This window comes from Metallibacterium sp. (assembly GCF_054637675.1).
This window is the reverse complement of sequence record NZ_JBTSRB010000003.1, coordinates 109,275-134,245: the sequence shown is the minus strand read 5'-3', so window position 1 is coordinate 134,245 and position 24,971 is coordinate 109,275. Positions and strand designations below refer to the sequence as shown.

24 protein-coding genes and 1 pseudogene are annotated in these 24,971 nt (G+C 64.4%); 12 read left to right on the top strand and 13 right to left on the bottom strand.

Translation table 11 applies throughout. The features are described from left to right. Positions 1-5 precede the first annotated feature (5 nt). From ACYDAT_RS02095 to ACYDAT_RS02070, 6 genes are all read left to right on the top strand, one after another. Positions 6-704 carry a hypothetical protein gene (locus tag ACYDAT_RS02095; RefSeq protein WP_461448331.1) on the top strand — a complete coding sequence of 233 codons (699 nt, stop codon included), beginning with the start codon at positions 6-8 and terminating at the stop codon, positions 702-704. Then, positions 701-1,813, top strand: a complete 1,113-nt coding sequence (locus ACYDAT_RS02090) for a tetratricopeptide repeat protein (RefSeq protein WP_461448330.1) — start codon at positions 701-703, stop codon at positions 1,811-1,813. Before ACYDAT_RS02095 ends, ACYDAT_RS02090 begins: the two co-directional genes overlap by 4 nt. A 17-nt stretch (positions 1,814-1,830) precedes the next feature. Further along, complete coding sequence (locus tag ACYDAT_RS02085; RefSeq protein WP_461448329.1) at positions 1,831-2,688, top strand: tetratricopeptide repeat protein; 858 nt, start codon at positions 1,831-1,833, stop codon at positions 2,686-2,688. A 110-nt stretch (positions 2,689-2,798) separates the two neighbouring features. Then, complete coding sequence (locus ACYDAT_RS02080; protein ID WP_461448328.1) at positions 2,799-3,137, top strand: hypothetical protein; 339 nt, start codon at positions 2,799-2,801, stop codon at positions 3,135-3,137. Positions 3,138-3,182: 45 nt separating this feature from the next. After that, positions 3,183-3,836, top strand: a complete 654-nt coding sequence (locus tag ACYDAT_RS02075; protein ID WP_461448327.1) for a response regulator — start codon at positions 3,183-3,185, stop codon at positions 3,834-3,836. A gap of 79 nt (positions 3,837-3,915) precedes the next feature. Next, a complete protein-coding gene (locus ACYDAT_RS02070; protein ID WP_461448326.1) occupies positions 3,916-5,745 on the top strand; it encodes an ATP-binding protein in 1,830 nt (609 codons plus the stop codon). On the opposite strand, the pseudogene ACYDAT_RS02065 reads toward ACYDAT_RS02070, so the two are convergent. The 5 genes and pseudogenes from ACYDAT_RS02065 to ACYDAT_RS02045 all read right to left on the bottom strand — a co-directional run. After that, positions 5,736-6,045: pseudogene (locus ACYDAT_RS02065) on the bottom strand (transposase); the annotation flags it as partial. The gene ACYDAT_RS02070 and the pseudogene ACYDAT_RS02065 overlap by 10 nt on opposite strands. A gap of 222 nt (positions 6,046-6,267) precedes the next feature. Next, entirely contained in the window at positions 6,268-6,714 is a 447-nt protein-coding gene (locus ACYDAT_RS02060; RefSeq protein WP_461448325.1) for an RES family NAD+ phosphorylase, read from the bottom strand. Beyond that, positions 6,711-7,151: an antitoxin Xre/MbcA/ParS toxin-binding domain-containing protein gene (locus tag ACYDAT_RS02055; RefSeq protein WP_461438350.1), complete on the bottom strand. Its 441-nt coding sequence runs from the start codon at positions 7,149-7,151 to the stop codon at positions 6,711-6,713. Before ACYDAT_RS02055 ends, ACYDAT_RS02060 begins: the two co-directional genes overlap by 4 nt. 138 nt (positions 7,152-7,289) lie before the next feature. Further along, a complete protein-coding gene (locus ACYDAT_RS02050) occupies positions 7,290-7,592 on the bottom strand; it encodes a transposase (protein ID WP_461448324.1) in 303 nt (100 codons plus the stop codon). A 145-nt stretch (positions 7,593-7,737) separates the two neighbouring features. Beyond that, positions 7,738-7,959, bottom strand: coding sequence for a hypothetical protein (locus tag ACYDAT_RS02045; protein ID WP_461438348.1), 222 nt, complete (start codon positions 7,957-7,959; stop codon positions 7,738-7,740). A 440-nt stretch (positions 7,960-8,399) separates the two neighbouring features. On the opposite strand from ACYDAT_RS02045, the gene ACYDAT_RS02040 reads away from it, so the two are divergent. Next, entirely contained in the window at positions 8,400-9,554 is a 1,155-nt protein-coding gene (locus ACYDAT_RS02040) for a 3-deoxy-7-phosphoheptulonate synthase (protein WP_461448323.1), read from the top strand. Positions 9,555-9,632: 78 nt separating this feature from the next. Here the strand turns inward: ACYDAT_RS02040 and ACYDAT_RS02035 are convergent, their stop codons facing one another. The 4 genes from ACYDAT_RS02035 to ACYDAT_RS02020 all read right to left on the bottom strand — a co-directional run bounded on the left by ACYDAT_RS02035 (position 9,633) and on the right by ACYDAT_RS02020 (position 14,096). Next, a complete protein-coding gene (locus ACYDAT_RS02035; RefSeq protein WP_461448322.1) occupies positions 9,633-10,811 on the bottom strand; it encodes an O-succinylhomoserine sulfhydrylase in 1,179 nt (392 codons plus the stop codon). 278 nt (positions 10,812-11,089) lie between these two features. After that, positions 11,090-12,460 (bottom strand): ammonium transporter, encoded by a 1,371-nt coding sequence (locus ACYDAT_RS02030; protein WP_461438345.1) that lies wholly within the window; start codon positions 12,458-12,460, stop codon positions 11,090-11,092. 28 nt (positions 12,461-12,488) lie between these two features. Continuing rightward, positions 12,489-12,827 (bottom strand): P-II family nitrogen regulator, encoded by a 339-nt coding sequence (locus ACYDAT_RS02025; RefSeq protein WP_461438344.1) that lies wholly within the window; start codon positions 12,825-12,827, stop codon positions 12,489-12,491. A gap of 30 nt (positions 12,828-12,857) precedes the next feature. Continuing rightward, positions 12,858-14,096 (bottom strand): outer membrane beta-barrel protein, encoded by a 1,239-nt coding sequence (locus ACYDAT_RS02020; protein ID WP_461448321.1) that lies wholly within the window; start codon positions 14,094-14,096, stop codon positions 12,858-12,860. 629 nt (positions 14,097-14,725) lie between these two features. Between ACYDAT_RS02020 and ACYDAT_RS02015 the strand changes: the two genes are divergently transcribed. Then, complete coding sequence (locus tag ACYDAT_RS02015; RefSeq protein ID WP_461448320.1) at positions 14,726-14,875, top strand: hypothetical protein; 150 nt, start codon at positions 14,726-14,728, stop codon at positions 14,873-14,875. Between the two features lie 128 nt (positions 14,876-15,003). Here ACYDAT_RS02015 and recQ read toward each other — a convergent pair whose 3' ends face one another. Continuing rightward, positions 15,004-16,866, bottom strand: coding sequence for a DNA helicase RecQ (recQ, locus tag ACYDAT_RS02010; protein WP_461448319.1), 1,863 nt, complete (start codon positions 16,864-16,866; stop codon positions 15,004-15,006). A gap of 98 nt (positions 16,867-16,964) precedes the next feature. Between recQ and ACYDAT_RS02005 the strand changes: the two genes are divergently transcribed. Further along, positions 16,965-17,348 carry a YajD family HNH nuclease gene (locus tag ACYDAT_RS02005; RefSeq protein ID WP_461438340.1) on the top strand — a complete coding sequence of 128 codons (384 nt, stop codon included), beginning with the start codon at positions 16,965-16,967 and terminating at the stop codon, positions 17,346-17,348. Between the two features lie 35 nt (positions 17,349-17,383). Here the strand turns inward: ACYDAT_RS02005 and ACYDAT_RS02000 are convergent, their stop codons facing one another. Both ACYDAT_RS02000 and ACYDAT_RS01995 read right to left on the bottom strand, forming a co-directional pair. Next, positions 17,384-18,316, bottom strand: a complete 933-nt coding sequence (locus ACYDAT_RS02000; protein WP_461438339.1) for a hypothetical protein — start codon at positions 18,314-18,316, stop codon at positions 17,384-17,386. An 84-nt stretch (positions 18,317-18,400) separates the two neighbouring features. Beyond that, a complete protein-coding gene (locus tag ACYDAT_RS01995; protein WP_461448318.1) occupies positions 18,401-19,303 on the bottom strand; it encodes a hypothetical protein in 903 nt (300 codons plus the stop codon). Between the two features lie 113 nt (positions 19,304-19,416). Between ACYDAT_RS01995 and ligA the strand changes: the two genes are divergently transcribed. From ligA to ACYDAT_RS01980, 3 genes are all read left to right on the top strand, one after another. Beyond that, the gene (ligA, locus tag ACYDAT_RS01990; RefSeq protein ID WP_461438337.1) at positions 19,417-21,780 is read left to right on the top strand and encodes an NAD-dependent DNA ligase LigA; all 2,364 of its coding nucleotides are present in this window, start codon (positions 19,417-19,419) and stop codon (positions 21,778-21,780) included. Positions 21,781-21,846: 66 nt separating this feature from the next. Then, entirely contained in the window at positions 21,847-22,653 is an 807-nt protein-coding gene (gene dapB, locus ACYDAT_RS01985; protein ID WP_461438336.1) for a 4-hydroxy-tetrahydrodipicolinate reductase, read from the top strand. A gap of 172 nt (positions 22,654-22,825) precedes the next feature. Further along, complete coding sequence (locus ACYDAT_RS01980) at positions 22,826-24,085, top strand: diguanylate cyclase domain-containing protein (RefSeq protein ID WP_461448317.1); 1,260 nt, start codon at positions 22,826-22,828, stop codon at positions 24,083-24,085. A 43-nt stretch (positions 24,086-24,128) separates the two neighbouring features. On the opposite strand, the gene ACYDAT_RS01975 is transcribed toward ACYDAT_RS01980, so the two are convergent. Then, on the bottom strand, positions 24,129-24,848 hold the full coding sequence (locus ACYDAT_RS01975; protein ID WP_461448316.1) for a 2OG-Fe(II) oxygenase family protein: 720 nt from the start codon (positions 24,846-24,848) through the stop codon (positions 24,129-24,131). Positions 24,849-24,971: the final 123 nt, after the last annotated feature.

Genomic DNA, 24,971 nt, shown 5'->3' with positions numbered 1-24,971 from the left:
CCTGCATGAACAAGCGACTCTCCGCACTTGCCGGCATGCTGCTGCTGATGTTGGGTCTGCCCTGTGCCCATGCCGGGCTGGTCAACGACATACCCAGTTGCTACGCCGCCAGCCACTTCACTTTCAGCAGCCCGCCGCCGGACCGACTGCTGTATGTGCTGATCGACCAAGCTGCGCCGCTCAGCCCAGCGCTGCAGAAATCGGTCATCGACAACATCAACCATGCGCTCGGGCCGGCCACCAAGTTCGTGGTCGCCGAGTTTTCCCGCACCAGCAACAACCATTACCTGCAGGTGCTGCACACTGGCATCATCGAAAGCCCGATGACGCCCAGCGAGCGCAGCAACGTCCCGGTGAATGCGCTTGGCGGCTTCGACAACTGCATGCGTGATCAGGCGTTTTTTGCCATGCACATGGCCGACACTGCGGCCCAGCAGATCTTGCAGTCGGCCACCGGGACGCCTAATCAGCCCAACGACATCTTGCTTGCGCTGAAGACGGTTGCGCCCGTGATCGCGCAGGATCCGGCACGACAGAAAGTGCTGTTCCTGGTCAGCAACGGATTCGAGAACTCCAGCTTCGCGCATTTCGCTTCCGGCACCTTCAACCCCGAGCAGATGCTGCAGCAAGCCCGGACTCAAGGCCTGCTGGCCAACTTTGGCGGCGCGCAGGTGTTCGTGCTGGGTGCAGGGATCACGCCATGAATGCGATGCGCCATCGATGCGGACATCGCAGACTGCAAGTGCATAAAAGCGCAGATGTTTCTTCCTACATGCCAGAAGGTGCACTTGGACGGTGTGTGATCTTCGTGGCCATGCTCGGGCTGGCCTGGACTGTGCGAGCAGAGGCGCAAATAGCGCCGAACGCGACAGCGCTCATACAGCAAGCAAATGCGGGCAATACCCTAGCCGAATACCGCCTGGCGCTTGACTATGACCAGGGCGCGCAAGGCTTGCCCAAAGATCCTGCGAAGGCCGCATACTGGTACCAGATGGCCGCCGCGAAAGGGTATGCGGCGGCGGAATACAACCTGGGGGTCGACTACGATAAGGGTCTGGATGCGCTGCCCAAGAACCCCGCCAAGGCCGTGTACTGGTACCAGATGGCCGCCGCGAAAGGGTATGCGGCGGCGGAATACAACCTGGGGGGCGACTACGTGATGGGTCTGGATGCGCTGCCCAAGAACCCCGCCAAGGCCGTGTACTGGTACCAGATGGCCGCCGCGAAAGGGTATGTGAAGGCAGAATTCAATCTGGGGGTCATCTACGAGATGGGTCTGGATGCGCTGCCCAAGGATCCTGCCAAGGCCGTGTACTGGTACCAGATGGCCGCCGCGAAAGGGTATGCGAGGGCGGAATTCAACCTGGGGGTCGACTACGATAAGGGTCTGGATGCGCTGTCCAAGAACCCCGCCAAGGCCGTGTACTGGTACCAGATGGCCGCTGCGAAAGGGCTTGCGAGGGCAGAATACAACCTGGGGATTGACTACTACTATGGCGAGGACGGCCTGTCGAAAGATCGAGCCCATGCAGTAGCACTCTGGAAGCTCGCGGCCGCGAAGAACAACCAATCGGCCATTGCCGCACTCCAGACGCTCCAGCATCCGCAGCAGCAGGTCGCCACAGTCACGACCCCGCCACCCGCACCGCCACCGGCGCCAGCCGCTGTCACCACTTCGGTCGCGGACAACCAGCAGACGCTGCAGAACCTGCAGCGCTTTTGGACACTGTACTTCCAGGCGTCCAATGCGCATGTCGTGGACTTCGGTGAGCCGGCGCTGGTGCGGCCAGTGGGCTTTGGCGGCACGCCATGACACGCGCGCGCCAAGTCATGGCCTTTGTCATCATTGGCGTCGCTCAAGCGCGCGCAAGCTGTTGGGCGATAACGCCTCAGATCAGGACCGATTTGCGGGTGTATGTGATCGCCAGCAAAGCCTGCGATCAACAACAGGCGGGAGAGTCGTCAGTCACGCAACCGCCGCAATTGCGGCTTTTGAGGCACGCTCACAACCCGGCTTTTTTTGGAGGCATGGCCTTGCTCTATTACTGTTTACACGAGCCTCTGAAAGGGGTTTTCAAATTCGCGCGCCAAGGTGCTCATCAAGGCGATGCGCTCGCGGAAGACTACTTGGGAAATGTTTATTCGTCCGGTTTCCCTGGACTGCCAGCAATGCCACATAAAGCCTTTCTTTGGAATATTCGATCCGCGCAGCAAGGATTCCCTTTCGGCGAGTTTGATGTTGGGCTGGATTTTTTTAAAGGAATAGGTGTTCGAGCCGATGCGTCACCGGGCGCCTTTTGGATGAGTAAGGCGGCTCACGCCGGAGTGATACAGGCGATGGACGAGATGGGCGTGCTGTATTGGAAGGGTGTGGGGGTGCCGACGAATGACGCCAAAGCCCGCAAGTGGTTCGCGCTTGCGGCGGCGCATGGAGATACCGAGGCCAGACAGTGGATTGCAAGTCATCCCGCAAACGGGGCGCCTCCGCATGCGACCGCAGTTACAGCCCCGCAACCCGCACCGCCACCTGCGCCAGCCGCTGTTACCACTTCGGTCGCGGACAACCAGCAGACCCTGCAGAACCTGCAGCGCTTCTGGACACTGTACTTCCAGGCGTCCAACGCACATGTCGTGGACTTCGGTGAGCCGGCGCTGGTGCGGCCGGTGCGCTTTGGAAATCCGCCCTGAGTCTGACCTCTCACGATGTCGGCTGCTCTGAACCGCGCCTCAGCATCGTGAGCCATCAAGATCAGACGCAGAATCGTGGCAACCCATCCGCAGCCAACACGGGATATCCCATGTCCGACCACTTCAACATCAAGATTCCGAAGCCGCGCATCACCTTGTATGGCTTGCTGATCACTGCCATCGTGGTGTGGGGTGCTTATTCGATCTTCTGGAAGAAGCCCGACATGCCTAAACACACGCTCGTTCTACCGCCCACACCCGTTGCACCCTCGCTCTCGGCCATCGCTCGCCAAGCCGGCTGCGTATCAAGTCCCGGACCTGCCGCGAGCGTCACCGCTGCACTAGCCCAAGCAACCCATAAAACGGCGGCGCAGCTTGGTCACGAACTCAATGCGCGTGTGCGCTGCCCCGCGCCAACGCAGCCCGCATCGGCGGGCACACAGACCTAGCGCAGCATGCCGACATGCGCGCCCACCGCTGATTCGATCGGTGTGATGAAACCACCGGCATCCATGCGCGTGTTATTGGTCGATGACCATGCGCTGTTTCGCGCCGGCATGCGGCTGCTGCTCGAAGCCATCCGCAGCGACTTGGTCGTCCTGGATGCAGGGACCCTCGAGCAAGCACTCACCCTGATGCAGGAACATCCCGATATCCACCTGTGTCTGCTCGACCTGGATCTCAAGCAAGTGCGCGGGTTGACGACACTTCGCCGGGTGCGCGCAGTCGCCCCCGCGATGGCCGTGGTGGTGATCTCAGCCAACGACGACCCCGCCGTCGTCCGTGAGTGCATCGATCAGGGTGCCATGAGCTACATCCCCAAGAGCGCTACGCCCGAGCAGTTGACCAGGGCACTCGCGCGCGTGCTCGCCGGCGAGGTGTTTCTTCCGCGTGCCGGGGTATCGACCACCGATGGCAGCACAGCAAACCTTCAGGCCGCTTTGACGCCACGGCAAAGGGAAGTGCTCGCCGGGCTCAACCGTGGGCTGCCGACCAAGTTGATCGCACGCGAGTTGGGGCTCTCAGAGTTCACGGTCAAGGAGTACTTGTCCGACATTTACAGGAGTCTCGGCGTATCTAACCGCACCGAGGCAGTAATCCGGGCCAGTCAGATGACTTTGCGGCAGCCGCCACTGCTGTCAGAGTAAGCCAGCGGCACGCGGCGCGGCGTGCAGGCCAATCAGGGGGCGCGCGATGCGGTGGTTTCACCCACCCAAGTCATATGCGGTGCAGCAGACCGAGCACTACGAGTTGGTCAACGAATTGCTGACCCTGCATGCTCGCATCCTGTTGCGCATGCCGGCCTTCCAGGTGCTGCTGATCGGTGCGATGGGATGGATTGCGCTGCCGGACATTTCAGGATCGCTCTTTGCAATATGGGCGACGTTCGCATTGGCTGCCGAAGTGCTGCGCTCAGGCACCGCGCGCTGGGCATTGCCGCGGTTGCCGGTGAGTGCACCGCAACACATGTATCGCGGGTTCGTTGCGCTCGATGCTCTATCCGGTCTATCGATTGGCAGCGCGGCGGTACTTTTTCTGCCGCACGTGCCGTTGCTGTCGCAGATGCTGATCGAGATCGTGTTGTTTGCCGTGGCGGCGGCCGGGACCGCCGTGGCCGTGTCCTCGGCGTTCATGCTGGCGGCTTACTCCTCGATGGTGCTGGTGGGTGCATCGGGCACTTGGATATTCCTGCATCCGAGTCTGACATTCCTCGTCATTGTCCTGACGCTTGCTTACTGGGTCTTCCTCGTCGCCGTCGCGCGCGACAGTGAACGGTTGCTGCTGCGCTCGATCCGTATCCGTCATGAACGCGACCAAGCCCTGCAATCGTTGGAACGCAGCGATGCAGAGCTGCGGGCTGCCCATGAGCGAATCGAGCGCGCCATGCAAGCGCGCAATCGAGTGATGGCCGCAGCCAGCCACGATTTGCGACAGCCCTTGCAGGCGCTGTCGATCTACAGCGCCGTGCTGTCCGCCCATCCGCAACCGCAGACCATGAGCGTGGTGGGCAAGAATATCGAAAACATCGTGCGTGACCTCGGTCAGATCCTCGACGAGTTGCTGGACATCTCCAGCTTGGCCTCGGGAAGCTACAGAATTCAGCAGACGGTATTCGCGCTCGATGAGGTCATCGCCGGAGTCTGCACAGAACTCGCCCTGACCGCAGGCCGCAAGGGCCTTGCGTTGACGACACATCTTGCACCTGTGCAAATGCAAGGCGACTCGCGAGCCGCGAGCCGGATCGCCCGCAATCTGATCGACAACGCCATCAAGTACACCGCGTCGGGATGCGTGCGCGTTTCCGTGGATATGAACGAGGGGCGCGCCATTCTTGCGGTCGAAGACACGGGCTGCGGAATCCCAGAATCGGAGCAGGAGCACGTTTTCGAGGAGTTCTATCAGCTGCAAGCTAGTGACGATGAATACCGAGGGGGCGTGGGTCTCGGCCTTGCCATCGTCAAGCGGCTCTGTGCGCTGACCCGTGCCACCATCACCATCCACTCCGAACCTGGAACGGGCACCCGAGTGACGGTCATGTGGGCTGGCCTCGCCATCGGTCGCATGAATCCGCCCGAACGTGTTACGGGCCAGATGCGGCTGTCGCACTGGAGAGGTCGTCGCGTGTACGTACTGGATGACGATCAGGAGGTGGTGCGAAGCCTATGTGCTCTGCTCGAGACGTGGGGCTTAAGCGTTAGGAGCGCTAGCAGCGCGCACGATCTGCAAGAACTTGTCAGCGTCGAAGGCTGTCCTGATGTTCTGATTGCAGATCTTCACCTGGGCCGCAATCAAAGCGGACTTGCAGTCGCAGAGCGCCTCGTTGAAACGCAGGGTCCACTTCCAGTCTTGATCATCACAGCTGACACTGCCGTTGTTCCGTTGTCAGATGGCGATGCACCCAGATGGCTTACCTTGATGCAGAAGCCGGTATCTTCCACGGCCTTGCAGGCAGCGCTCGACAAATTTTTTGCTGAGCTGCCAGAACCCATAAAGTCGCACGACGCGTCAGAGATTGAGGCTTCGATTGACCTGATTCGCCCTGATCCTCAGCCATGAAAATTGCTCACCATGCGCAAGGTCGGCTCGGGATGGGGCTTGCACAGCATCATTGCCCGGGCTAGTCGCGGCAGCATCGCGCGCAGGTCAAAACGGCGGTTGAAACGGAGTAGGCCGCTTCCGCCAGGTAGAGGCGCGCGTACTTGCCTTGTCGGATCGCGTGGTAGCGCCGCTGATGGCGCGCTTGAGGTTGCCCAGCAGCACGTTGACCCAGCGCGCGCCCTTCACCTCGCAAGCGGCGCGGCCGCCGCCAGTCTCGGCACCGTGTGCGCGGCCGGTATCGGCGAAGCGACGGAAGCAGAAAATGGATCTGATCAAGCCGCTCGTGGACACCGCCTGCCGGCGAGCCTGCGCCCATCGCGGAAGTTCAGGCCCATTGAGCACGAGCAGTCTGTTCGAGGGCCAAACGATAACACCACCCAGGAACTCTCGGCCAGTTTGCGCCCGGGGCCGTCTTGCGGGCCAATGGCGCCCTTCTCATCCAGGAAATGTGTGGCGTCGGTGATGTACATGCGTTCCTGCCTACTGGAAAAAGCGGTGGTCAATCCAGAATGGTTCCACGGACGCTTGCTCCAAGTGCGTGCGTGCTTGAGGATGGCGCGGATTGATGAGGAAATTGGTGGCGTGCGCGACGATGGTTGAGGGAACCGGCAGCACCAAGCCGGCGATGTCCGTGAGCCATGCACCGCCCGTCGCCCGCGTGGTCATTTCGTTGGCCTGCCAGCCTTGCGGTAGTTCCGGCATGGGCGACACCGCCGCGCCGGGCTTGATCTCGATCGTAATGAGCTTCAACGACAAGGGGATGTCGTCGAAGGAAAGGTGCATGTGCGCCATGACTTCCAGCAGCGCCAGTGCCGGGTGTTCCGACAGATAAACGGCTGGCACACCTTTGGGATTCCAGCGAGATGCAGAGCGAACGCCACCGGTTCCCGTGAGGTCCACCCATTGCGAGATGCGCCATGCCTTCATCCAGGCATGCCGTAGGCCGTTTTCGTGATCTGCGCCTCCATGAGACGCGCGCCGCTGTCGGTGGCAGACAAGGCCAGCGGGCTGACGGGTGGCCTGCCATCGAGATACTTGGCTGGGCGCTTCATCCATGCAATGGCCTTGGCATCATCCCCGTACAACTGGGCCGCTTCGGCGAACACGCGCAGGACCCGCACCAACGCCTCGGATTCCGCTCGGCTCAACGGCGCATTGTTTTCCTGCCGCCGGCGGATGGTTGTCGCCGACCCAATGAGGCCCGCTGGGAAGCCAAATATCTTGTCGGCCTTGTTGTAGGCCCGCACCGGCAACCCTCTTGAGGTCGCTTGCAGGATGTCTTCTTCGGACCGGACGCGCATACCGAGCACGCGACCCACGTTCTCGAAGATGCCCAACCCTGCCTCGATTGTTACCGCGTTCATTGCGCACCTCCATTCTCCACTTGGAGTTCATTTTACGCCATGTGGCAAGCCTTCGCAACGTGATGCGGTCGTCGAATGCCCCGCCAGATCCATCCCAACCCGTTGTCAAGTGGTCAGTACCAGCACGATGGTCAGCAATTACCGGCACGACTGGTCAGGTGAACAGGAATACACAGTCAGCGACACCTGACGCTTGCAGCGGTTGCACTGGAGCACAGGGCGACCGCGCAGCTGGCAGTGACCGGCATGCCCGCAGTGTGGGCAGCGGAATCCGCCGAGCCAGCGTCCCGAACAGGGATTGGCTTCGCGGCACATCCGCATCAAGGCGTCGCGGCATTGGGCCTCGGTGCCGTAGCGTTCGAGGAAACCGGCAGGCTCATGCCGGGCTGAGGCGCTTTTCAACAGCCGCAGGCTGGTCAACTGGACTTGGTTCTTGGACATGGTGCAACCCTCGCTGGGTCAGGTAGTTGCACGCCACGACCCGCGCGTATCAAAGGCGCGAGTGGGTAATCAGGTGAAACCATGAAGCAGGTTGCACTTCGATGAAACTGCGCTCTGACGCATCAGAGCGCTGTCGATGGTCCAGTTATTCCTGAGCATGCGCGACATGCCATTTACGCAATGCCACCAAGCTCCAGATCAATTCCACGACACCAAATGGCCAGGTTCCGGCAAGAAACCCGTAGGCCGCCGAGCCCAGGCAGGAAATGGAAAAGGCCAATGTAAACCAGGGTGATCGCGACTCCAAGGCATAGAACAACACCATCAAGGTCACGATCGAAGCGCCGTATAGAGTCAGCATGGACATCTCTTGCTCTGGATGTTGCACCTGTGGTTCGAGACCGTCAGCAAACGATCACCGCGACATCGCTGCGATGAGCATACGTCAATGACGGGAGCCGGGGGCACATGCGCTCTGCAACAAGGGCAAGCTCGTGGGGCTCGGAAGTCACCCCTGAAGCTCCGAGCTGCTGAACTTCAGCGCGAATCGGGTTGCTGCCAAGGCTCGCCAGCGCGGTTGTGCGGCAGGGCTTTGCATTGGCGGCATCTGCTGTGTTATCAGTGTCCGTATGAGCCCCGCCGCCCGTCGCCAATATTTTTGGTTTTACGTCTATCCGCAGCCACAGGCGGAGGCACGGGCGCGATTGACTTGAACCAGCAATCGAACAAGATTCCCGACAAGCCGCCAACGACCACTGGCGGCTTTTTTCATGGTCGCCCCTGGTCACCCATCCAGGAACCGCAACCATGTCCAAACCCACCGACGACCTGCGCATCCGCGCCATCGCCACGCTCAGCACGCCGGCCGAGGTGATGCGCGATTGCGCCATCAGCGAACAAGCCGCCACGACCGTCCGTACCTCGCGCGACGCATTGCACCGGATACTCGCCGGCGAAGACGACCGCCTCGCGGTGGTGATCGGACCGTGCTCGATCCACGACTCCCGTTCTGCGCTCGAGTACGCCGGGCGACTGGCGGCGCAGCGCGCGTGCCTGGGCGATGCACTGGAGATCGTGATGCGCGTCTACTTCGAAAAACCGCGCACCACGGTGGGCTGGAAAGGGCTGATCAACGATCCGGATCTCGACGACAGCTTCCATATTGACCATGGACTGCGCATCGCGCGCAGCCTGTTGCGCGACATCAATGAACTCGATCTGCCGGCCGGCTGCGAGTTTCTCGACATGATCACGCCGCAGTACATCGCCGATCTGGTCGCGTGGGGTGCGATCGGTGCGCGCACCACCGAGAGCCAGGCGCATCGCGAGTTGGCGTCGGGCTTGTCCTGCCCGGTCGGTTTCAAGAACGGCACCGAGGGCAATATCAAGATCGCTGTGGACGCGGTGCAGGCCGCCGCGCAACCGCATCATTTCATGGCGGTGACCAAGGACGGCCGGGTGGCGATCGCAGCGACCACCGGCAACATGGAATGCCACGTCATCCTGCGCGGCGGCAAGGCGCCGAACCACGACGCCGTCAGCGTGGAGTCGGCCTGCGCCATGATCGCCAAGGCCGGGCTTCCGGCACGGGTGATGATCGACGCCAGCCATGCCAACAGCGGCAAGCGGCCGGAAAACCAACCCTGCGTGATCGAGGATATTGCCGAACAGATCGAGGCCGGCGAGGGGCGCATCATCGGCGTGATGGTGGAAAGCCATCTGCTCGCCGGGCGGCAGGATCTGCAGGCCGGCCGTGCGCTGGTCTATGGTCAGAGCATCACCGACGGCTGCATCGGATGGGACAGTTCGGTGCAAGTTCTAGAGCGGCTGGCGCTGGCGGTACGTCGTCGCCGCTCGTTGGCGATGAATAGCGCCGACGCCCGGGTGCGGCCGCGGTCCTGCCCGCCAGTGCACGCCAGGAATGCCGACCGCATCAGGGCGATTATGCGCGACGAGGGCTGATCAGGTCGCACACCCGCTGCCCCCATTCCGGCCAGCGCGACGCGAAAGGGCCTCGTCCGTTCACGACGCGGGCTCCCATCACCCGAGACCGCGTGCAAGGTCGGCAATGATGTCCTCGACCGATTCCAGTCCCACGGACACGCGCAGCAGACCGTCGCGGATACCGGCCTCGGCACGCTGCCGCGCACTGATGCGACCATGCGTGGTCGTCGCCGGGTGCGTGATGGTCGTCTTGGCGTCGCCCAGATTGGCGGTAATGGAAATCAGGCGCGTGGCGTCCACCACGCGCCACGCCGCTTCCTGCCCGCCGCGCACCTCGAAGGACACGATTCCGCCATAGCCGTCTTGCTGTTGGCGCGCCAGCGCATGCTGCGGATGCGTGCTGAGCCCGGGGTAATGGACCCGCTCGACCTGCGGATGCGCTTGCAGCCACTCGGCCACGCGCTGGGCATTCTCGCAGTGCGCGCGCATGCGCAGACGCAGCGTCTCCAGCCCCTTGAGAAACACCCAGGCATTGAACGGGCTCATGCTGGGTCCCGCCGTACGCAGAAATCCGAACACATCCTTGCCCACGCGCTCGGCATCGCCGACCACGGCACCGCCGAGGCACCGCCCCTGGCCATCGAGGTATTTGGTCGCGGAATGGATCACCAGATCCGCGCCCAGCGCCAGCGGGCGCTGCAGCGCCGGGGTACAGAAGCAGTTGTCGACCGCCAGCAGGGCACCATGGGCGTGCGCCAGCTCGGCCAGCGCGGGAATATCGGCCAGCTCGGTCAGTGGGTTCGACGGCGTTTCCGCGAACAGCAGCCGCGTATTGGGCCTGATCGCGGCGGACCAGACCGACAGATCAACCTGTGAAACGAAATCAACCTGCACGCCGAATCGCTTCAGATAACGATCGAACAGGTTGACCGTCGAGCCGAACACGCTGCGCGAACACACCACATGGTCGCCTTGCTGCAGCAGCGCCATGCAGGTCGAAAGGATGGCGGCCATGCCGGAGGCGGTGGCCACGCATGCCTCGCCTCCCTCCAGCGCGGCCAGCCGATCCTGGAACGTGCGCACGGTCGGATTGGTGAAGCGGGAATAGACGTTGCCGGGCGCCGCCCCCGAAAACCGCGCGGCGGCCTCCGCCGCGCTGCCGAACGCGAAACTCGATGTCGGGTAAATCGCTTCGGCGTGCTCGCCCTCGTGGCCACGCACCTGACCGGCGCGCACCGCGAGCGTGTCGAAACCGGCCGGGAAATCACTGCCCATGTCCTGCCCTGTCCAATTGAGTTTGAAAGTTGGTGCGCACGCGTCGGGCGTGGTCTCCAACGGTTCGATGATGGTACCCCCGATGCGGGCGGATCAAGGCGGATGCGTTCCGGCATGATCGGCGTGGGCACGATGGGATCATGAGTACGCGCACCGGGGATCGATTCACACCCAAAACAACAAAAGCCCGGCTCGGAGCCGGGCTGAAGATTCCGGTGCAGTTGCGGCGGGGACTCTCCCCGGGATTCAAGCCAACCAGCAACGATCAGACCATGACCTCAGAGTACCTGCTCGCCATGCAAGCTGATATCCAGACCTTCGCGTTCTTGTTCTTCGGTGACACGCAAACCGATCGTCATGTCCACCAGCTTGAGGATGATAAACGACACCACCGCGTCGTACACCACGGTGACTGTCACGCCCTTGGCTTGAATCAGCACTTGACCGATATTGCCTTCGAGCACACCGGCGGTGCCGCCGATGGCCTTGACCGCGAACACTCCGGTGAGGATGGCGCCGAGCGCGCCGCCGATGGCATGCACGCCGAAGGCGTCGAGCGAGTCGTCATAGCCGATCATTTCCTTCATGTACACCGCCGTCCAGAAGCACACCATGCCAGCGGCGATGCCGATGGCCAGCGCGCCGCCAGGACCGACGAAGCCGGAAGCCGGGGTGATGGCCACGAGACCCGCCACCGCACCCGAGCAGATGCCCAGGATGGTGGGTTTGCCCTTGGCCTTCCACTCGGTGAACATCCAGCCCAGCGCAGCGGCGGCGGTGGCGATCTGCGTCGCGGCCATCGCCATGCCGGCGCGGTCGTTGGCGGCACCTGCCGAACCGGCGTTGAAGCCGAACCAGCCCACCCACAACAGCGAAGCGCCGATCAGCGTCAGCACCAGGTTGTGCGGCGGCATGGTTTCCTTCTTGTAGCCTACACGCTTGCCCATCACCAGGGCGGCCACCAAGCCGGCCACACCGGCGTTGATGTGCACCACGGTACCGCCAGCGTAGTCGAGCACGCCGTCACTACCAAGCCAGCCGCCGGGACCCCACACCATGTGGGCGATGGGTGCATATACGGCCAGCAACCAGATGCCCATGAACCACAGCATGGCGGAGAACTTCATGCGCTCGGCAAAAGCCCCGACGATGAGTGCCGGGGTGATGATGGCGAAGGTCATCTGGAAGGTCATGTAGGTCGACTCCGGGATGGTGGGCGCCAGCGGGTTCACAGCGTCCAGTCCCATGCCATCCAGGAAGAACCGACTCACCCCTCCGATGAATCCATTGCCCTTGGTAAACGCCAGGCTGTAGCCGATGATCATCCACAGCACCGTGACCAGCGCGGTGATGGCGAAGCTCTGCATCAGCGTCGCCAGCACGTTCTTCTTGCGCACCATGCCGCCGTAGAACAGCGCCAGGCCCGGAATGGTCATCATCAGCACCAGGGCGGTGGAGGTGAGCATCCAGGCGTTGTCGCCGGAATTGATGAAGGCCGCCGGATTGGGCGCGGCTGCGGGTGCCGCGACCGGGGTCGTTGTGGCGGCCGGAGCCGTGCTGACGGGAGCGCTCGCAACCTGCGCCCAGGCCGGGACTGCGCCAATCAGTATGAACAGGCTCAGCGCAAGCATCGGGAGAAATTTTTTCATGTGCGTGACCTTTCTGGGATGGGTGATGTCAGAGCGCGTCGCCACCGGTCTCGCCGGTGCGAATACGGACAATCTGCTCGAGGGCCGAGACGAAAATCTTGCCGTCACCAATCTTGCCGGTGCGAGCCGAGTTCTCGATGGCTTCGATCACGTGTTCGACCAGGGCTTCGGGCACGGCGGCCTCGATCTTGACCTTGGGCAGGAAATCGACGACATACTCCGCGCCGCGATACAGCTCGGTATGACCTTTCTGCCGGCCGAAGCCCTTGACTTCGGTGACGGTGATGCCCGTCACCCCGATCTCAGACAAGGCTGCACGCACATCGTCGAGCTTGAATGGCTTGATGATGGCCATGACCATTTTCATGGGGTTCTCCTGATGGGTGGTGTGAGGTGCTCAGAACGAATAGACGGCTTGCAGCTCGAGCGAGGTTTGCCTGGTTGTGGAACTGCCGTTCCTGGTGAAAACCGGCGCCGCTGACTTGTCCTGGCGTACCTCCGCCGATAGCCTCAAATTCGACGCGCACGCATAGTTCAGCGTCAGGGTCAGTTCCTTGAGCTTGTTGGACAACACCCCGGCAGGCAGCACACCTCCGGCGTTGGTCGTGACAATGCCGTTCTTGTCGTCAATGTATTCGCCACGCGCCGACAGCATGAACATTGGATTGATGGTGTAGTTGGCATACAGGGCCAAGCCGTTCGCATGACCCGTCCCCGTGCCGGCGCCCAGGTAATCACCCTTGGACAAAATGTCGACGTTGCCAACGAAACTCAAACTGCTGGTGGCATTGACGGTGCCAACCAGATCAAGCAATTGCAGTACTCCTGTGGCACTGCCGCCATACAGTGGCGACTGCCCCCGGTAATACGCACCCGAATAGGAGAACATCTTGCTTGGGCTACCAGAGGCGCCCAGTTCTATCGTTTTGGCGGTGTTGGCGGGCGAGCTGGTGAAATTCCAGCCGTTGTCGACGCCCGCGGTCAACGTCAAAGCACCCGATAGCGCATAGGTCGCGCGCAAGCCGGTGAGGGTGCTGGGCTCCATGTCCCAGAACAATATCGAGCGCGAGATATTGGTGTCAGCCGCCGGATTCATGACTTCCGCTCCAGCGAGGGTGGGAATCTTGCCGGCCATGACCGTGAGCGATCCGACGGCGTACTGCACAAAGGCGGTCATGGGGTCGAATTGGCCGCTGCTGCAACCCTGTGTTCCGGCACTGGTGACGCAGAGCGGAATTTCACCATTGCGCAGAATCTTGGCGTCTGACCCGGCGATCAGCGTGGCCTGCGCACCGGCACCCGAACTCGGCAGATAGGCCACGGCCACGGCGGCTTGGTTGAGCCTGAAAGCGTTTGGCGTGGTATCAAATGCGCGCAAGGTGGTCGAAGACGTATTGAAGTGGTCATACGTCGCTGCGACGTAACCCGTGATGCTCAATCCCGGCGTGGCCGCCAGCAGCGCGCCCAGGCTGGGAGTTGCGGTTGCCGCAGGCGCGGCAAGTGTCCCCGGGATGGCCGGTGTGGCCACAGTGGCCGCGGTGGCTGGTGTTGCCGGGGCGGTCTGCGCGGAGGCAGGGCCGGTGCAGCCGCAAGCAGCGGCCATGCAGACAGCAAGCAATATCTTGGGGCTCGTCATGATTCTCCCGTAATAGCTTTGGCAAACATGGGGGGAACGGCGGCGCATTGCTTGACCAGACTTCACGTGTGAATTTCTGGCAATCGATCACGTTGACCTGTGCGGTGAAGTACCCTGAGAAATGGCTGGAATGGACGGATGTGACCTGATTGCAAGAACGTTCGCTAGCAGCTTTCATGCCATGTATGCAAATGCGTTCAGTACAGTCTTGGCCCAGTCATTCTCGTGTGAAATGCCTCATTAAGGTGCTTCAAGTTCCGTCTAATTGCTCTATCATGGTGCAAATTTCACCAACTCCGGAGACGCAGTGGGGCGAAGGAAGTTCAATAGCCACATGGGGTGCCAAGCGTCCGCGGCCTCGCGCTGGCTGCAAGCCCGCGGCACCATCGCCAGAGCTGGCCGGGACGGCTTTCGATGACCGTTTTCGAGCGGTCGGTTCGGGCCGAAAACAGCCCGGATCGTGCGTGCAAGCCCCCCTGATTCTTCCGCATCTCATTGGGATGTCGGCATGCCTACCCCGGAGTCCAGTCGTTCTCCGTGGTTTTCCGTTTGGCCTTGGGCGGCAGCGCATTGGTGGCGCTCGATGCCGGCCACCTGTCGACGTCGTTGGGGCTTGCGTCGGCGGCGTCGTGATTCTGGCCGGCGTCATCGCCGCGACCGCCGGGTCTGTTGACGGGCGCAACTTTCGCGCGGTGGCCGTGGGGCTGGCGCCGCAAGTCTGGGTGGATGCCAGCGGCATGAAGTTGCTCAAGCTCGCGCTTGCGCAGCGGCGGCGATAGTCCCGTCGGCTTGCCGCCTCCGTTGCTCCAACGCAACAAGCACCAAGCCTCAGAATGCCTGGGCGCGCCCGTTGGCGGGGGCCGAGGTGCGCCGTCGTCATTGGGGTGATCGATGGGGCGCGGTTGGCTCAGGCGTCGGCAATGCACGCCAGCAGGGCGGGGCCGAAATTGTCGCGCTTCTTGTCGCCGACGCCGGAGATGCCGCGCAGCGCGTCGAGGCTGGTGGGGCGGGCGACGGCGATGGCGTGCAGCGTGGCGTCGGAGAACACCACGTAGGCGGGTACGCCGTGTTCTTTGGCGGTGGCGGCGCGCCAGGCGCGCAGGCGCTCGAACAGCACGGCATCGGTGCTGGACAAGGCCTGCAACGCCGCGCGCGCGGTCGCCGATTTTCCACCGGCACCGGCGGTGCCACTCGTGGCGCGGCGCTTGCGCTCGGCACCGGGTTCGCGGCGCTTGAGATGGATGCGGCGCTGTCCGCGCAGCACCTCGCGGCTGGCTTCGGTAAGGTGCAGCACGTTGAAATGCGCGGCGTCCACTTCCAGCAGATGCTGCGCGACGAGCTGGCGCAGCAGCAGGCGCCAGTCGGTCTCGGACACGTCCGCGCCAATGCCGAAGGTGGACAGCGTGTGGTGGCCATGGCGTTCGGTTCTTTCGCCGCGCTTGCCGCGCAACACGTCGATGATGTGGGTCGCCGCGAAGCGGGTGTTGCTGGCCTGAAGGCAGCGGTAGATGGTGGACAGCAGCTTTTGCGCCGACTCGGTGGCGTCAATGAGCTCGGGCGGATTCAGGCAGTTGTCGCAATTGCCGCAGGGCGTGCTGGCTTCGTCGAAGTAAGCCAGCAGCCGCACGCGGCGGCAGTCGGCGGCTTCAGCCAGCGCCAGCATGGAGTCGAGCTTGGCGGCCGACAGGCGCTTGTAGACATCGTCCGCCTCGGACAGTTCGATCAGCCGTCGCTGCTGCATCACATCGCTCAGGCCATAGGCCATCCACGCCTGCGCGGGCAGGCCATCGCGCCCGGCGCGGCCGGTTTCCTGGAAATAACCTTCGACGGACTTGGGCATGTCGAGATGTGCGACGAAGCGCACGTCGGGCTTGTCGATGCCCATGCCGAAGGCGATCGTCGCCACCATGACGATGCCGTCCTCATCCAGAAAACGGCGCAAGTGGCGCGCGCGCATCTCGGATGGGAGGCCGGCGTGATAGGGCAGGGCGTTGATGCCGTGGCCCGCGAGCATTTGCGCCACTTCTTCCACCGTGTTGCGCGACAGGCAATACACCACGCCGCAATCGCCCGCGTGTTCGCCGCGGATGAATTGCAGCAGTTGCGCGCGGCCGTCGCGCTTTTCCACCACGCGGTAGCGGATGTTGGGGCGGTCGAAGCTGGAGACGAACTCGGCGCCGTCGTGCAGCAGGCGCTGCACGATTTCATGGCGCGTGGGTACGTCGGCGGTGGCGGTGAGTGCCACCCGCGGCACCTGCGGCCAGCGTTCGCGCAGCATGGCAAGCTGGCCGTACTCAGGGCGAAAATCGTGCCCCCATTGCGACACGCAATGCGCCTCGTCGATGGCGAACAAGGCGATGCGGCAGTCGTCGAGCAGGGACAAGCCGCTTTCGCTCAGCAGCCGCTCGGGCGCCATGTAGAGCAAGTCCAGCTCGCCGCGCCGCGCCTGTTGCTGCACCTCGCGTGCGGTTTGCGCATCGAGCATGGAGTTGAGGAATGCCGCGCGTATACCCAACTCGCGCAATGCGGCGACCTGGTCCTGCATCAGCGCGATCAGCGGCGAGACGACGATGCCCAGCCCCTCGCGCAGCAACGCCGGAATCTGGAAGCACAGCGACTTGCCGCCGCCCGTGGGCATGAGCACCAGTGCATCGTGGCCGCCGAGCACGTGATCGATGACCTTGCGCTGCAGGCCGCGAAACGCCGGGTAGCCCCAGATGTGCTGCAGCAGGTCATCGGCGTCGGGGTTTGCGGGCAGGGACCTATTCATCGGCGGACGTGGTTCCATGCGTGTGGATCGACGCACCGCCGCGCGCGCTGCGCCCGAGATGCGTTACGGTAGGTGCCGCGCCATTTTGGATGATCGTCATGCCGCAACCGAAAGCTCCGCCGGACAGCGCCCGCCTCGATCGTATCGTCGCCGCGGCGCGGCGCGATGCCGAACAGCGCAACAACGGTTACCGCGAGCGTGCGCTGAAGATGTACCCGTGGGTGTGTGGTCGCTGCGCGCGCGAGTTCACCCGCGCCAACGTGCAGGAACTCACCGTGCACCATCGCAACCACAACCACGACGACAACCCGGCCGACGGCAGCAACTGGGAATTGCTGTGCGTGTACTGCCACGACAACGAGCACGCGCGTTATGTCGATCACGCCGCGGGCAGCATGGGCGCGGCTGCCACGCCCGCCGCCGCGACGGCGCAACCCTTTGCCGACTTGAAGGCCTTGCTGGACAGTCGCGGCAAGCGTTGAGCGTGATGCCGGCGCGTGCAATGTGTGGCCAGCAATCATCCGTCGGTCGATGCGATCGACGCAGCCGCCGAGTGCGCGGCAATGCTGCCGAGACGCCTGCGCCAGCGCCGCGTCTCGGTGATCAGCGTGGTCACCCCCACGCCCAGTACCACGCCGACGGCGAGCACGAATGGCAGGCCGAGAAATGCCAGGTTGTGCACGTGCAAGCCGGTGGCGATGCCGAACTCGGCCATGCGCGGCAGCAGCAGCCCGAACACGCCAGCCACGGCGTAGGCCGCTCCGCCCCAGATCAGCGTGCGCGTGGCGGTGATCAGCGCCACCGCGCGGATGGCATCGGGCGACAGCTTGCCGCGCGTGGCCATGCGCCCGAACAGCGCGCCAGCCGCGGCCTGCACCAGCGCCGTGCCGAGCCCGAACAGCGCACCCGGCACCCAGCCCCACCATGCCGAGGGCATCGCTGGTGCCAGCGTGGTGTAGACGATCAGCGCGAAGGCGCCAAAACCCCAGCCGGCGACGAAACCGTGCACCGCGGGCATCCACGCCGCCATCCGGCGCGCGCGCGCGCCGCGTGGATCGGCGGCCGGACGCATAAGGTCGGCTTCATCGCAATGACCGAGAAAATGCACATGCACCGCGCGCCGTTGCCGCGCCATCAGCGCACCGCCGATCAACATGAGCAGGCCTACCGGCACGTACAGCGCGTAATCCAGACCCTTCATGCCCATCCAGTGCGCCAGGCCCAGCCAGGCCAGCTCGCTGCCCAGTGCGCGTTGCACGGTGAAGCTGAGTGAAAACAGCAGCCCGGCGCGCAGCCCGGCGCGCGTGGAGTAGCCGCCTACGGCATAGCTGAAGGTGATCGGCCATGTGTGTTCGTCCGGAGTGATGCCATGCACCACGCCCAGCAGCAATGCGGTGATCAGCGCTGCACCCAGATCAAGGTGGGCGGGATCCCAGAGGTTGATGCCCATGCCGCAACTCCACAACATGCCCACGACAGCGTTACATCATAACGCTACGGCATGTTCCAGATAAGCCTTGATCGACGCCAGAAATCAATGCAACTGCGTGCGCGCCCATGCGGCATCGAGCGCCTCGGCGGCGTCGTGCGGGGTGAGTTTCGCGGCGCGCTCGAATGCCTCGGTCACCGCCGCGCTGCGGCGCATGCCGGCAAGCGTCAGCAGCGCGTTGCCTGTCTCCAACCACGCCAACGGGTTGGTGGGCATCAGCCGGCGTGCGGTTTCCAGATGATGCTCCGCGGCCGTGGCGTTGGCGCCGCATCTCATCTTGGCGGCGATCGCGCCCATGCGCCCGACCAGCGTGGCGTGGAAAATGCCCAGCGCGAGCTGCGCTTCGGCGTGGCGCGGGGCGATCTGCAAGGCGCTCTGCAGCGCCATGTGCAGCACTTGCAACTGCGCGTTGTCGAGGCGGGCATTCGGAGCCATGTTCTGCAAGTGCAGGCTCAGCACGTAAGCCAGCCGGTAATGGCTGTTGGCCTCGCCGGGCAACGTCTTGCGCAGGGCTTCGGCGATCGGGATCAGGGTCTTCACGTACAGCCGCCGTGCGATGGCATCGCCCAGCATGTGCCGCGCATGTGTGCCGCCAGCCTTGATCGTCACGGAGGCGCCGGCCACGCCCAGGGCCATGCCCTGTGCGTGGGCGCTCTCGAATTCGCCTTCGTGATAGGCGCGCCAGGCCGCTTGCAACGCGGCGGCCAGCGTGGCGGCGTCCGCATGGGGCTGACCGGGCAGCGCCAGCAGCCTTTTCGCGCGCTGCGCATCGGGCCATGGTTCGAGGTCGCCAAGATGCAGTTGCTTCCATGCGCCCTGCAGCGCTTCGCCAGCAAAATTGAACGCATGCCTGGCAGCGGGCGGGGGCATCCGGGCCGGTTTGCTCATGGTATCGATACTCTCGATGGTGACTTTGCCACGCGCCTTGCGCGCGGCTTGTGCGAGCATGTACGCCCGCGGCAGGCGCATTATGCGGCAGAGTGGGCGCCCCGGGGCCGCGCGGCGCGCATTGCAAGCAACTTGTGATACAGCGGCTATGCTTGCGCCCGAGGAGCGCACGCATGCCTGATCAGTCCACGCCGGCCGCGCGCATCGCGCGATTGCGCCGGCGCATCGAAGACGCCAACTACCGTTATTACGTGCTCGACGACCCGGATATCCCGGACGCCGAATATGACCGTCTGCTGCGCGAACTGCAGGCGCTGGAGGCCGCGCACCCCGGGCTGGTGACGCGCGATTCACCCAGTCAGCGTGTCGGCACGCGCCCGGCGGGCGGCTTTGCCGAAGTGCGGCATGCGCTGCCGATGCTGTCGCTGGGCAACGGCTTTGAACACCCCGAGGGCCACGACGATGCCACGCGCTACCCCGAGGTGGCCGACTTCGTGCGCCGCGTCGAACAAACGCTGGGACATGGCGATGCCGTCTATTCGGTCGAGCCCAAATTCGACGGTCTGGCCATCAGCCTGCGCTACGCGCATGGATTGCTGGTGCAGGGCGCCACGCGCGGCGATGGCAGCGTGGGCGAGGATGTCACCGCCAATCTGCGCACGCTGCGCGCCATTCCGTTGCGCCTGCGCGGCGATGCGCCGGACGTGCTCGAGGTGCGCGGCGAGGTGATCATGCCGCGCGCGGGTTTCGACGCGTTCAACGCGCGCGCGCTGGCCGCCGGCGAGAAACTGCTGGCCAATCCGCGCAACGGCGCCGCCGGCTCGCTGCGCCAGCTCGATCCGCGCGTCACCGCACGGCGTCCGCTGGCTTTTTTCGCCTATGGCATCGGTATGATCGAGCCGGCATCGTTGTTGCCGCCGACGCACTCCGCGACCCTGCAGTGGCTGCGCACGCTGGGTTTTCCTGTCGCGCCGGAAATCGCCACCGCGCAAGGATTCGCCGGCCTGATCGCCTACTACCGGCGCATCGGCGCGGCGCGCGACCGTTTGCCATATGGCATCGACGGCGTGGTCTACAAGCTCGATCGTTATGTCGACCAGCAAGCGCTGGGCTACGTCGCGCGCGCGCCGCGCTGGGCCATCGCGCACAAGTTCCCGGCCGAGGAGCAGATGACCGTGCTCGAGGCCATCGCCGTGCAGATCGGGCGCACCGGCGCGGCCACGCCGGTGGCGCGGCTGACGCCGGTGCAGGTCGCTGGCGTCACCGTCACCAACGCCACCTTGCACAACGCCGACCAGATCGAACGGCTCGACGTGCGCGTCGGTGACACCGTGATCGTGCGTCGCGCCGGCGATGTGATTCCCGAGGTGGTGCGCGTGGTGGCCGAACGGCGCCCGCCGCACACGCGACCCTGGCGCATGCCCACGCACTGTCCGGTGTGTGGCGCGCAACTGCTGCGCGAGGAAGGCGCCAGTGCCTGGCGATGCTCGGGCGGGCTGAGCTGCGCCGCGCAGCGCCGCGAGGCGATCCTGCATTTCGCCGCGCGCCGCGCCATGGATATCGACGGTCTGGGCGAGCGTTACGTCGAAGATCTGATCGCCTTCGACTACGTGCGCACGCCGGCTGATTTGTATCGGCTCACGCGCGATGACCTGCTGGCGATGAAGCGCAAGGCCGATGCGCGCGACGGCACCACGCCGGAGACGGTGAAACAGGGCAAGGTCGCCACGCTGTGGGCCGAGAACCTGCTCGCCGCCATCGCCGCCAGCACGCGCCCGATGCTGGCGCGGCTGCTGTTCGCGCTGGGCATCATGCATATCGGCGAGGAAACCGCGAAAACGCTGGCCGACGCGCTGGGCAGCCTCGATCGCGTGCGTCGCGCGCCGGCGCTGGCGCTGCAATGCCTGCCCGATATCGGCCACGCGGTGGCCGATTCCATCGCCACCTTTTTCGCGCAGCCGGGCAACGCCGCGGCGGTGGACGCGCTGCTCGCCGCGGGCGTGGCGCCCATGGACGAGCACCCGCCGCGGCGCGTCTTGCTGGGCCAGTTGCATTGGGCCGCGCTGATCGCTCGCGTCGGCATCCGCAACATTGGCAAGGGTGGCGCGGAAACGCTGGCGACTGCATACCCCGACGCTCGCGCCCTACGCGCGGCAGGCGGCGCCGCCAGTGGCTTGAGCACGCGCGCGCAGGCCGCGTTGGAAGAATGGCTGCGCACGTCCGCATTCGACGCGCTTGCCGCTGCCGATGTCTATGCGCGCGCCGTACTGGCCGAAGCCGAGGGCGAAGCGACAGCCACCGGCCCGCTGGCCGGCAAGACGATCGTGCTCACCGGCACGCTGCTGGCCATGTCGCGCGATGCGGCCAAGGCACGGCTCGAACAACTCGGCGCCAAGGTCGCCGGCAGCGTGTCCAAAGCCACCAGCCTGGTGATCGCTGGCAGTGAGGCCGGCAGCAAGCTCGACAAGGCGCGCGCGTTGGGCGTGGAGATCTGGGACGAGGCGCAGTGGTTGCACTGGCTCGCTCAACAGACTTGATGCGCGGATCAGCGCGCATGGCCGGCCGGCCGCGCTAAGCTCACGTTTTGACTGTGCCTCCAAGCCATGGCCGAACCCGTCCGCATCGCAATCCACGGCGCCGCCGGGCGCATGGGGCGCAGCCTGATCGAGCTGGCGCGTCAGGATGCGCGCCTGAAGTTGGTGGCCGCGCTGGTGGCGCCGGGCTCCGATCTTGAAGGCACGCCGCTGCGCAGCCCGCCCGTACCCGGAGCGCTTGTCTATGGCACGCAACTGGGTGCTGTCGGCGCCCATGTGTTGGTTGACTTCAGCAGCCCGGCCGGCTTCGATCGGGCCTTGGCGCTTTGTCGTGAGCGCGGGATCGCACTGGTCAGCGGCAGCACGGGTCTCAGCGCAGCGCAATTCGTTGCGCTGGACGCCGCGGCGCGAGACATTCCCGTGCTGCACGCGGCCAACTTCAGCTTGGGCGTCAGCCTGCTGATGCGCTTGCTGCGCGAGGCCGCGGCTGCTTTGCCCGAGTGGGATGTGGAGATCGTCGAGGCGCATCATGCGCACAAAATCGACGCGCCCTCGGGTACCGCGTTGGCGCTGGGCGAGGTTGCCGCCGCCGCCCGCGGACATCGCCTCGATGAGGTGATGCAGACCGCACCCTACGGCCAAACCGGCGCACGCGTGTCAGGCACTATCGGCTTCGCGGTGGTGCGCGGCGGCGATGTGGTCGGTGAGCATGGCGTGTGGCTGCTGGGCACCGGCGAGCGCATCGAGCTGGCTCATCGCGCCACTTCGCGCGACATTTTCGCTCGCGGCGCGCTCAGCGCCGCGGGCTGGCTGGCCACGAAGCAGCCGGGTCGCTATTCGCTCGAGCAGGTGCTGCAGCCGCAACGGAACCCATAGCGCGGCGCGCATAACCACGGCTTCCACGCATTCGCAGCCGCTGGCGCGTGCCGGCATCGCGTGATCGCGGCTGCAGGATCCAGAATCCTTGTACGGCGAGGGTGTCCCCATCATGCGGTATGCACCGGCGTGTGCCACTGCCGTCAACGCGGCGGTAGGATGAGGCATGAGCTTGTATCTGCTGCCCGATTTCCTCGCGATCGGCGGCCTGTTCGCGATCTTCGTTTCGCTGCTGCGGCGCACGCGGCAGACGCGAATGCGCTCATGGACGTTGGGCTGGGCGCTGCTGTTGACGCACATCCTCGCCGAATTCGTCGCGGTCAACATCCACACCGCCAGCGATGCGGCCTACGCGGTAGCGTCGATCACGCTGCTGCTGGCCAGCGTTGCCTTCATCTGGGCGGCGCTAGAGGCGCCCCTGCAGCACTGGCGCTTTCTGGCGCGTCTGGCCGCGGTGGAACTTCCCGATGTGGTCTTCATCGTGCTGCTGTTTTTCAACGTGGGCACGCCGGCTGCTTATGTCACCCTGTCCATAGCCGGTGCGCTGGGCTCTCTGCTGCTCGTTCGTTCGGGCGCGCGTGTCAGCGATCGCAGGGAACGCTGGGTATTTGTCCTCGGGATTCTGTTCGCGTATTCGGCGCAGGCGGCGTTATCCGCATACGGCCACCCCGATTACGCCTTCGACTGGATGCTGTGCTGGCATTACCTTGCAGTCGCCACGCTGTTTTGGCGCAGCGCACGACACGTCACGCCCGGTACCGTGTTCACCACGCTGAGCTTTATCGCTTGGGCCTCGGTATTTCCGGTGGCCGAGCTGCTCCATGTCCTCGCGCCGTCGGTGCATGTGGAGAGCGAGGTGTGGAACCTGCCGAAATACCTGGTTGCCACGGGCATGATCCTGACTCTGCTCGAAGAGCAGATGACCGTCGCGGAGGAAGCTGCCCAGCACGACGATTTGACCGGATTGCCCAACCGCCGGCTGTTCGATCGCAGGCTGCTGCAGGCATTCGCGCTGGCCGACCGGTCTGGAGGCAGGATGGCTTTGTTGGCCATCGACCTGGATCGGTTCAAGCAGATCAACGATCGCTACGGGCATCCGGCCGGCGATGAGGTGCTCATGACGCTCGCACGACGCCTGTCGGGGCGGCTGCGAAAGGGCGATACCCTGGCGCGGGTGGGTGGCGATGAATTCATCGCGATTCTTCCCGAAGTGCCGGATCGTGCCGCGGCGGACGTTGTGGCCGGCGCACTGGCGGCGGCTCTTCAAATGCCAGTCGATCTGCCCGACGCGCGGGTCATGGTGGGTGTCAGCATCGGTGTGGCTGTATATCCCGACGATGCGCAGGATGCGAACGGCCTCCTGGCCCTGGCCGATCGCCGGATGTACGCGAGCAAGGGCATGGAGGCGCCGTCAGCGTACGCGGAACCGTGAGTAGACATGCCACCGGTGTCCACACGGCCGCCGCAATCACGGTTCAGTCCAGATGCCCGGCGTTGCGGTCGCGACCGGCGCCAAGCTTGCGGTCGAGGCCGCCGAAGAGTTTTTTCATCAGCCGCGAAAAGCGTCCGCGCCGGATCTTGCGCGCCTTGGCTTCCTCGTTCACCACCCAGGCGATTTGCAGCACCTTGCGCTCGCCCGCGCAGGGCAAGTGGCCATGAAATGAATTGTCGGCGCGCTTGAACATCGCCAGCGTGCCGAACAGCGGCCTGATCTCGGGCACCAGCACGGCGTCGATGTCGTGCGCGTTGGCCAGAAAGCGCAGGCACCCCTCGCTGATGTCGGGCCAACTGGTGTTGAGGTACAGCAGCGCCGTGGCCACCTTGGAGCGGCTGTCGGTGTGGATGGTGCCGTGGCGTTTGTTCATGCGCCCGCACAGCGTGACCAGGGTGGGGTACTGGCTGAGGCGTTCGATGTTGACCTGCGCGCCCAGCGCATCGGCGAATGCCGGCGCGGTCAGCGCGGCGACCAGCACGTTGAAGCGCGGTCCGCATTGCCGCGCGGTGTAGGGAAAGAATCCGGCCTCGTTGATCTGCGGATAGTCGCCCAGCAGCGCGGGCGCGGATGCGGCGGGCAGCAGGTCCGGCACGACGATGAAATCGAAGGGTTGGTGACACAGCGTCCGCGCCGGGCTGAGCAGGCGCGCGGCGCTGGGCAGCCAATCGACTTCGAAATCGGACAGGACAGCGGCATTCATCCGGTGCGATCCGGGGTTGGGCCAAGGCATTCTAGCGATTGCAGGCAGCGCGGCGCGTGATTTCACGTCGCGCCGGACACCGAGAGCGCCCGCCCCGGAAAATCGCCGGACCGCATTTCGCCG

Coding starts and splice junctions, on each gene's coding strand:
- ACYDAT_RS02030 (WP_461438345.1), bottom strand. CDS start 12,460: ATGAAAAAATTTCTCCCGATGCTTGCGCTGAGCCTGTTCATACTGATT.
- ACYDAT_RS01995 (WP_461448318.1), bottom strand. CDS start 19,303: ATGCTCGCACAAGCCGCGCGCAAGGCGCGTGGCAAAGTCACCATCGAG.
- ligA (WP_461438337.1), top strand. CDS start 19,417: ATGCCTGATCAGTCCACGCCGGCCGCGCGCATCGCGCGATTGCGCCGG.
- ACYDAT_RS02020 (WP_461448321.1), bottom strand. CDS start 14,096: ATGACGAGCCCCAAGATATTGCTTGCTGTCTGCATGGCCGCTGCTTGC.
- ACYDAT_RS02050 (WP_461448324.1), bottom strand. CDS start 7,592: ATGTCCAAGAACCAAGTCCAGTTGACCAGCCTGCGGCTGTTGAAAAGC.
- dapB (WP_461438336.1), top strand. CDS start 21,847: ATGGCCGAACCCGTCCGCATCGCAATCCACGGCGCCGCCGGGCGCATG.
- ACYDAT_RS02045 (WP_461438348.1), bottom strand. CDS start 7,959: ATGTCCATGCTGACTCTATACGGCGCTTCGATCGTGACCTTGATGGTG.
- ACYDAT_RS02055 (WP_461438350.1), bottom strand. CDS start 7,151: ATGAACGCGGTAACAATCGAGGCAGGGTTGGGCATCTTCGAGAACGTG.
- ACYDAT_RS01975 (WP_461448316.1), bottom strand. CDS start 24,848: ATGAATGCCGCTGTCCTGTCCGATTTCGAAGTCGATTGGCTGCCCAGC.
- ACYDAT_RS02000 (WP_461438339.1), bottom strand. CDS start 18,316: ATGGGCATCAACCTCTGGGATCCCGCCCACCTTGATCTGGGTGCAGCG.
- ACYDAT_RS02060 (WP_461448325.1), bottom strand. CDS start 6,714: ATGAAGGCATGGCGCATCTCGCAATGGGTGGACCTCACGGGAACCGGT.
- recQ (WP_461448319.1), bottom strand. CDS start 16,866: ATGAATAGGTCCCTGCCCGCAAACCCCGACGCCGATGACCTGCTGCAG.
- ACYDAT_RS02085 (WP_461448329.1), top strand. CDS start 1,831: ATGGCCTTTGTCATCATTGGCGTCGCTCAAGCGCGCGCAAGCTGTTGG.
- ACYDAT_RS02040 (WP_461448323.1), top strand. CDS start 8,400: ATGTCCAAACCCACCGACGACCTGCGCATCCGCGCCATCGCCACGCTC.
- ACYDAT_RS02095 (WP_461448331.1), top strand. CDS start 6: ATGAACAAGCGACTCTCCGCACTTGCCGGCATGCTGCTGCTGATGTTG.
- ACYDAT_RS02035 (WP_461448322.1), bottom strand. CDS start 10,811: ATGGGCAGTGATTTCCCGGCCGGTTTCGACACGCTCGCGGTGCGCGCC.
- ACYDAT_RS02025 (WP_461438344.1), bottom strand. CDS start 12,827: ATGAAAATGGTCATGGCCATCATCAAGCCATTCAAGCTCGACGATGTG.
- ACYDAT_RS02005 (WP_461438340.1), top strand. CDS start 16,965: ATGCCGCAACCGAAAGCTCCGCCGGACAGCGCCCGCCTCGATCGTATC.
- ACYDAT_RS02075 (WP_461448327.1), top strand. CDS start 3,183: ATGAAACCACCGGCATCCATGCGCGTGTTATTGGTCGATGACCATGCG.
- ACYDAT_RS02090 (WP_461448330.1), top strand. CDS start 701: ATGAATGCGATGCGCCATCGATGCGGACATCGCAGACTGCAAGTGCAT.
- ACYDAT_RS02080 (WP_461448328.1), top strand. CDS start 2,799: ATGTCCGACCACTTCAACATCAAGATTCCGAAGCCGCGCATCACCTTG.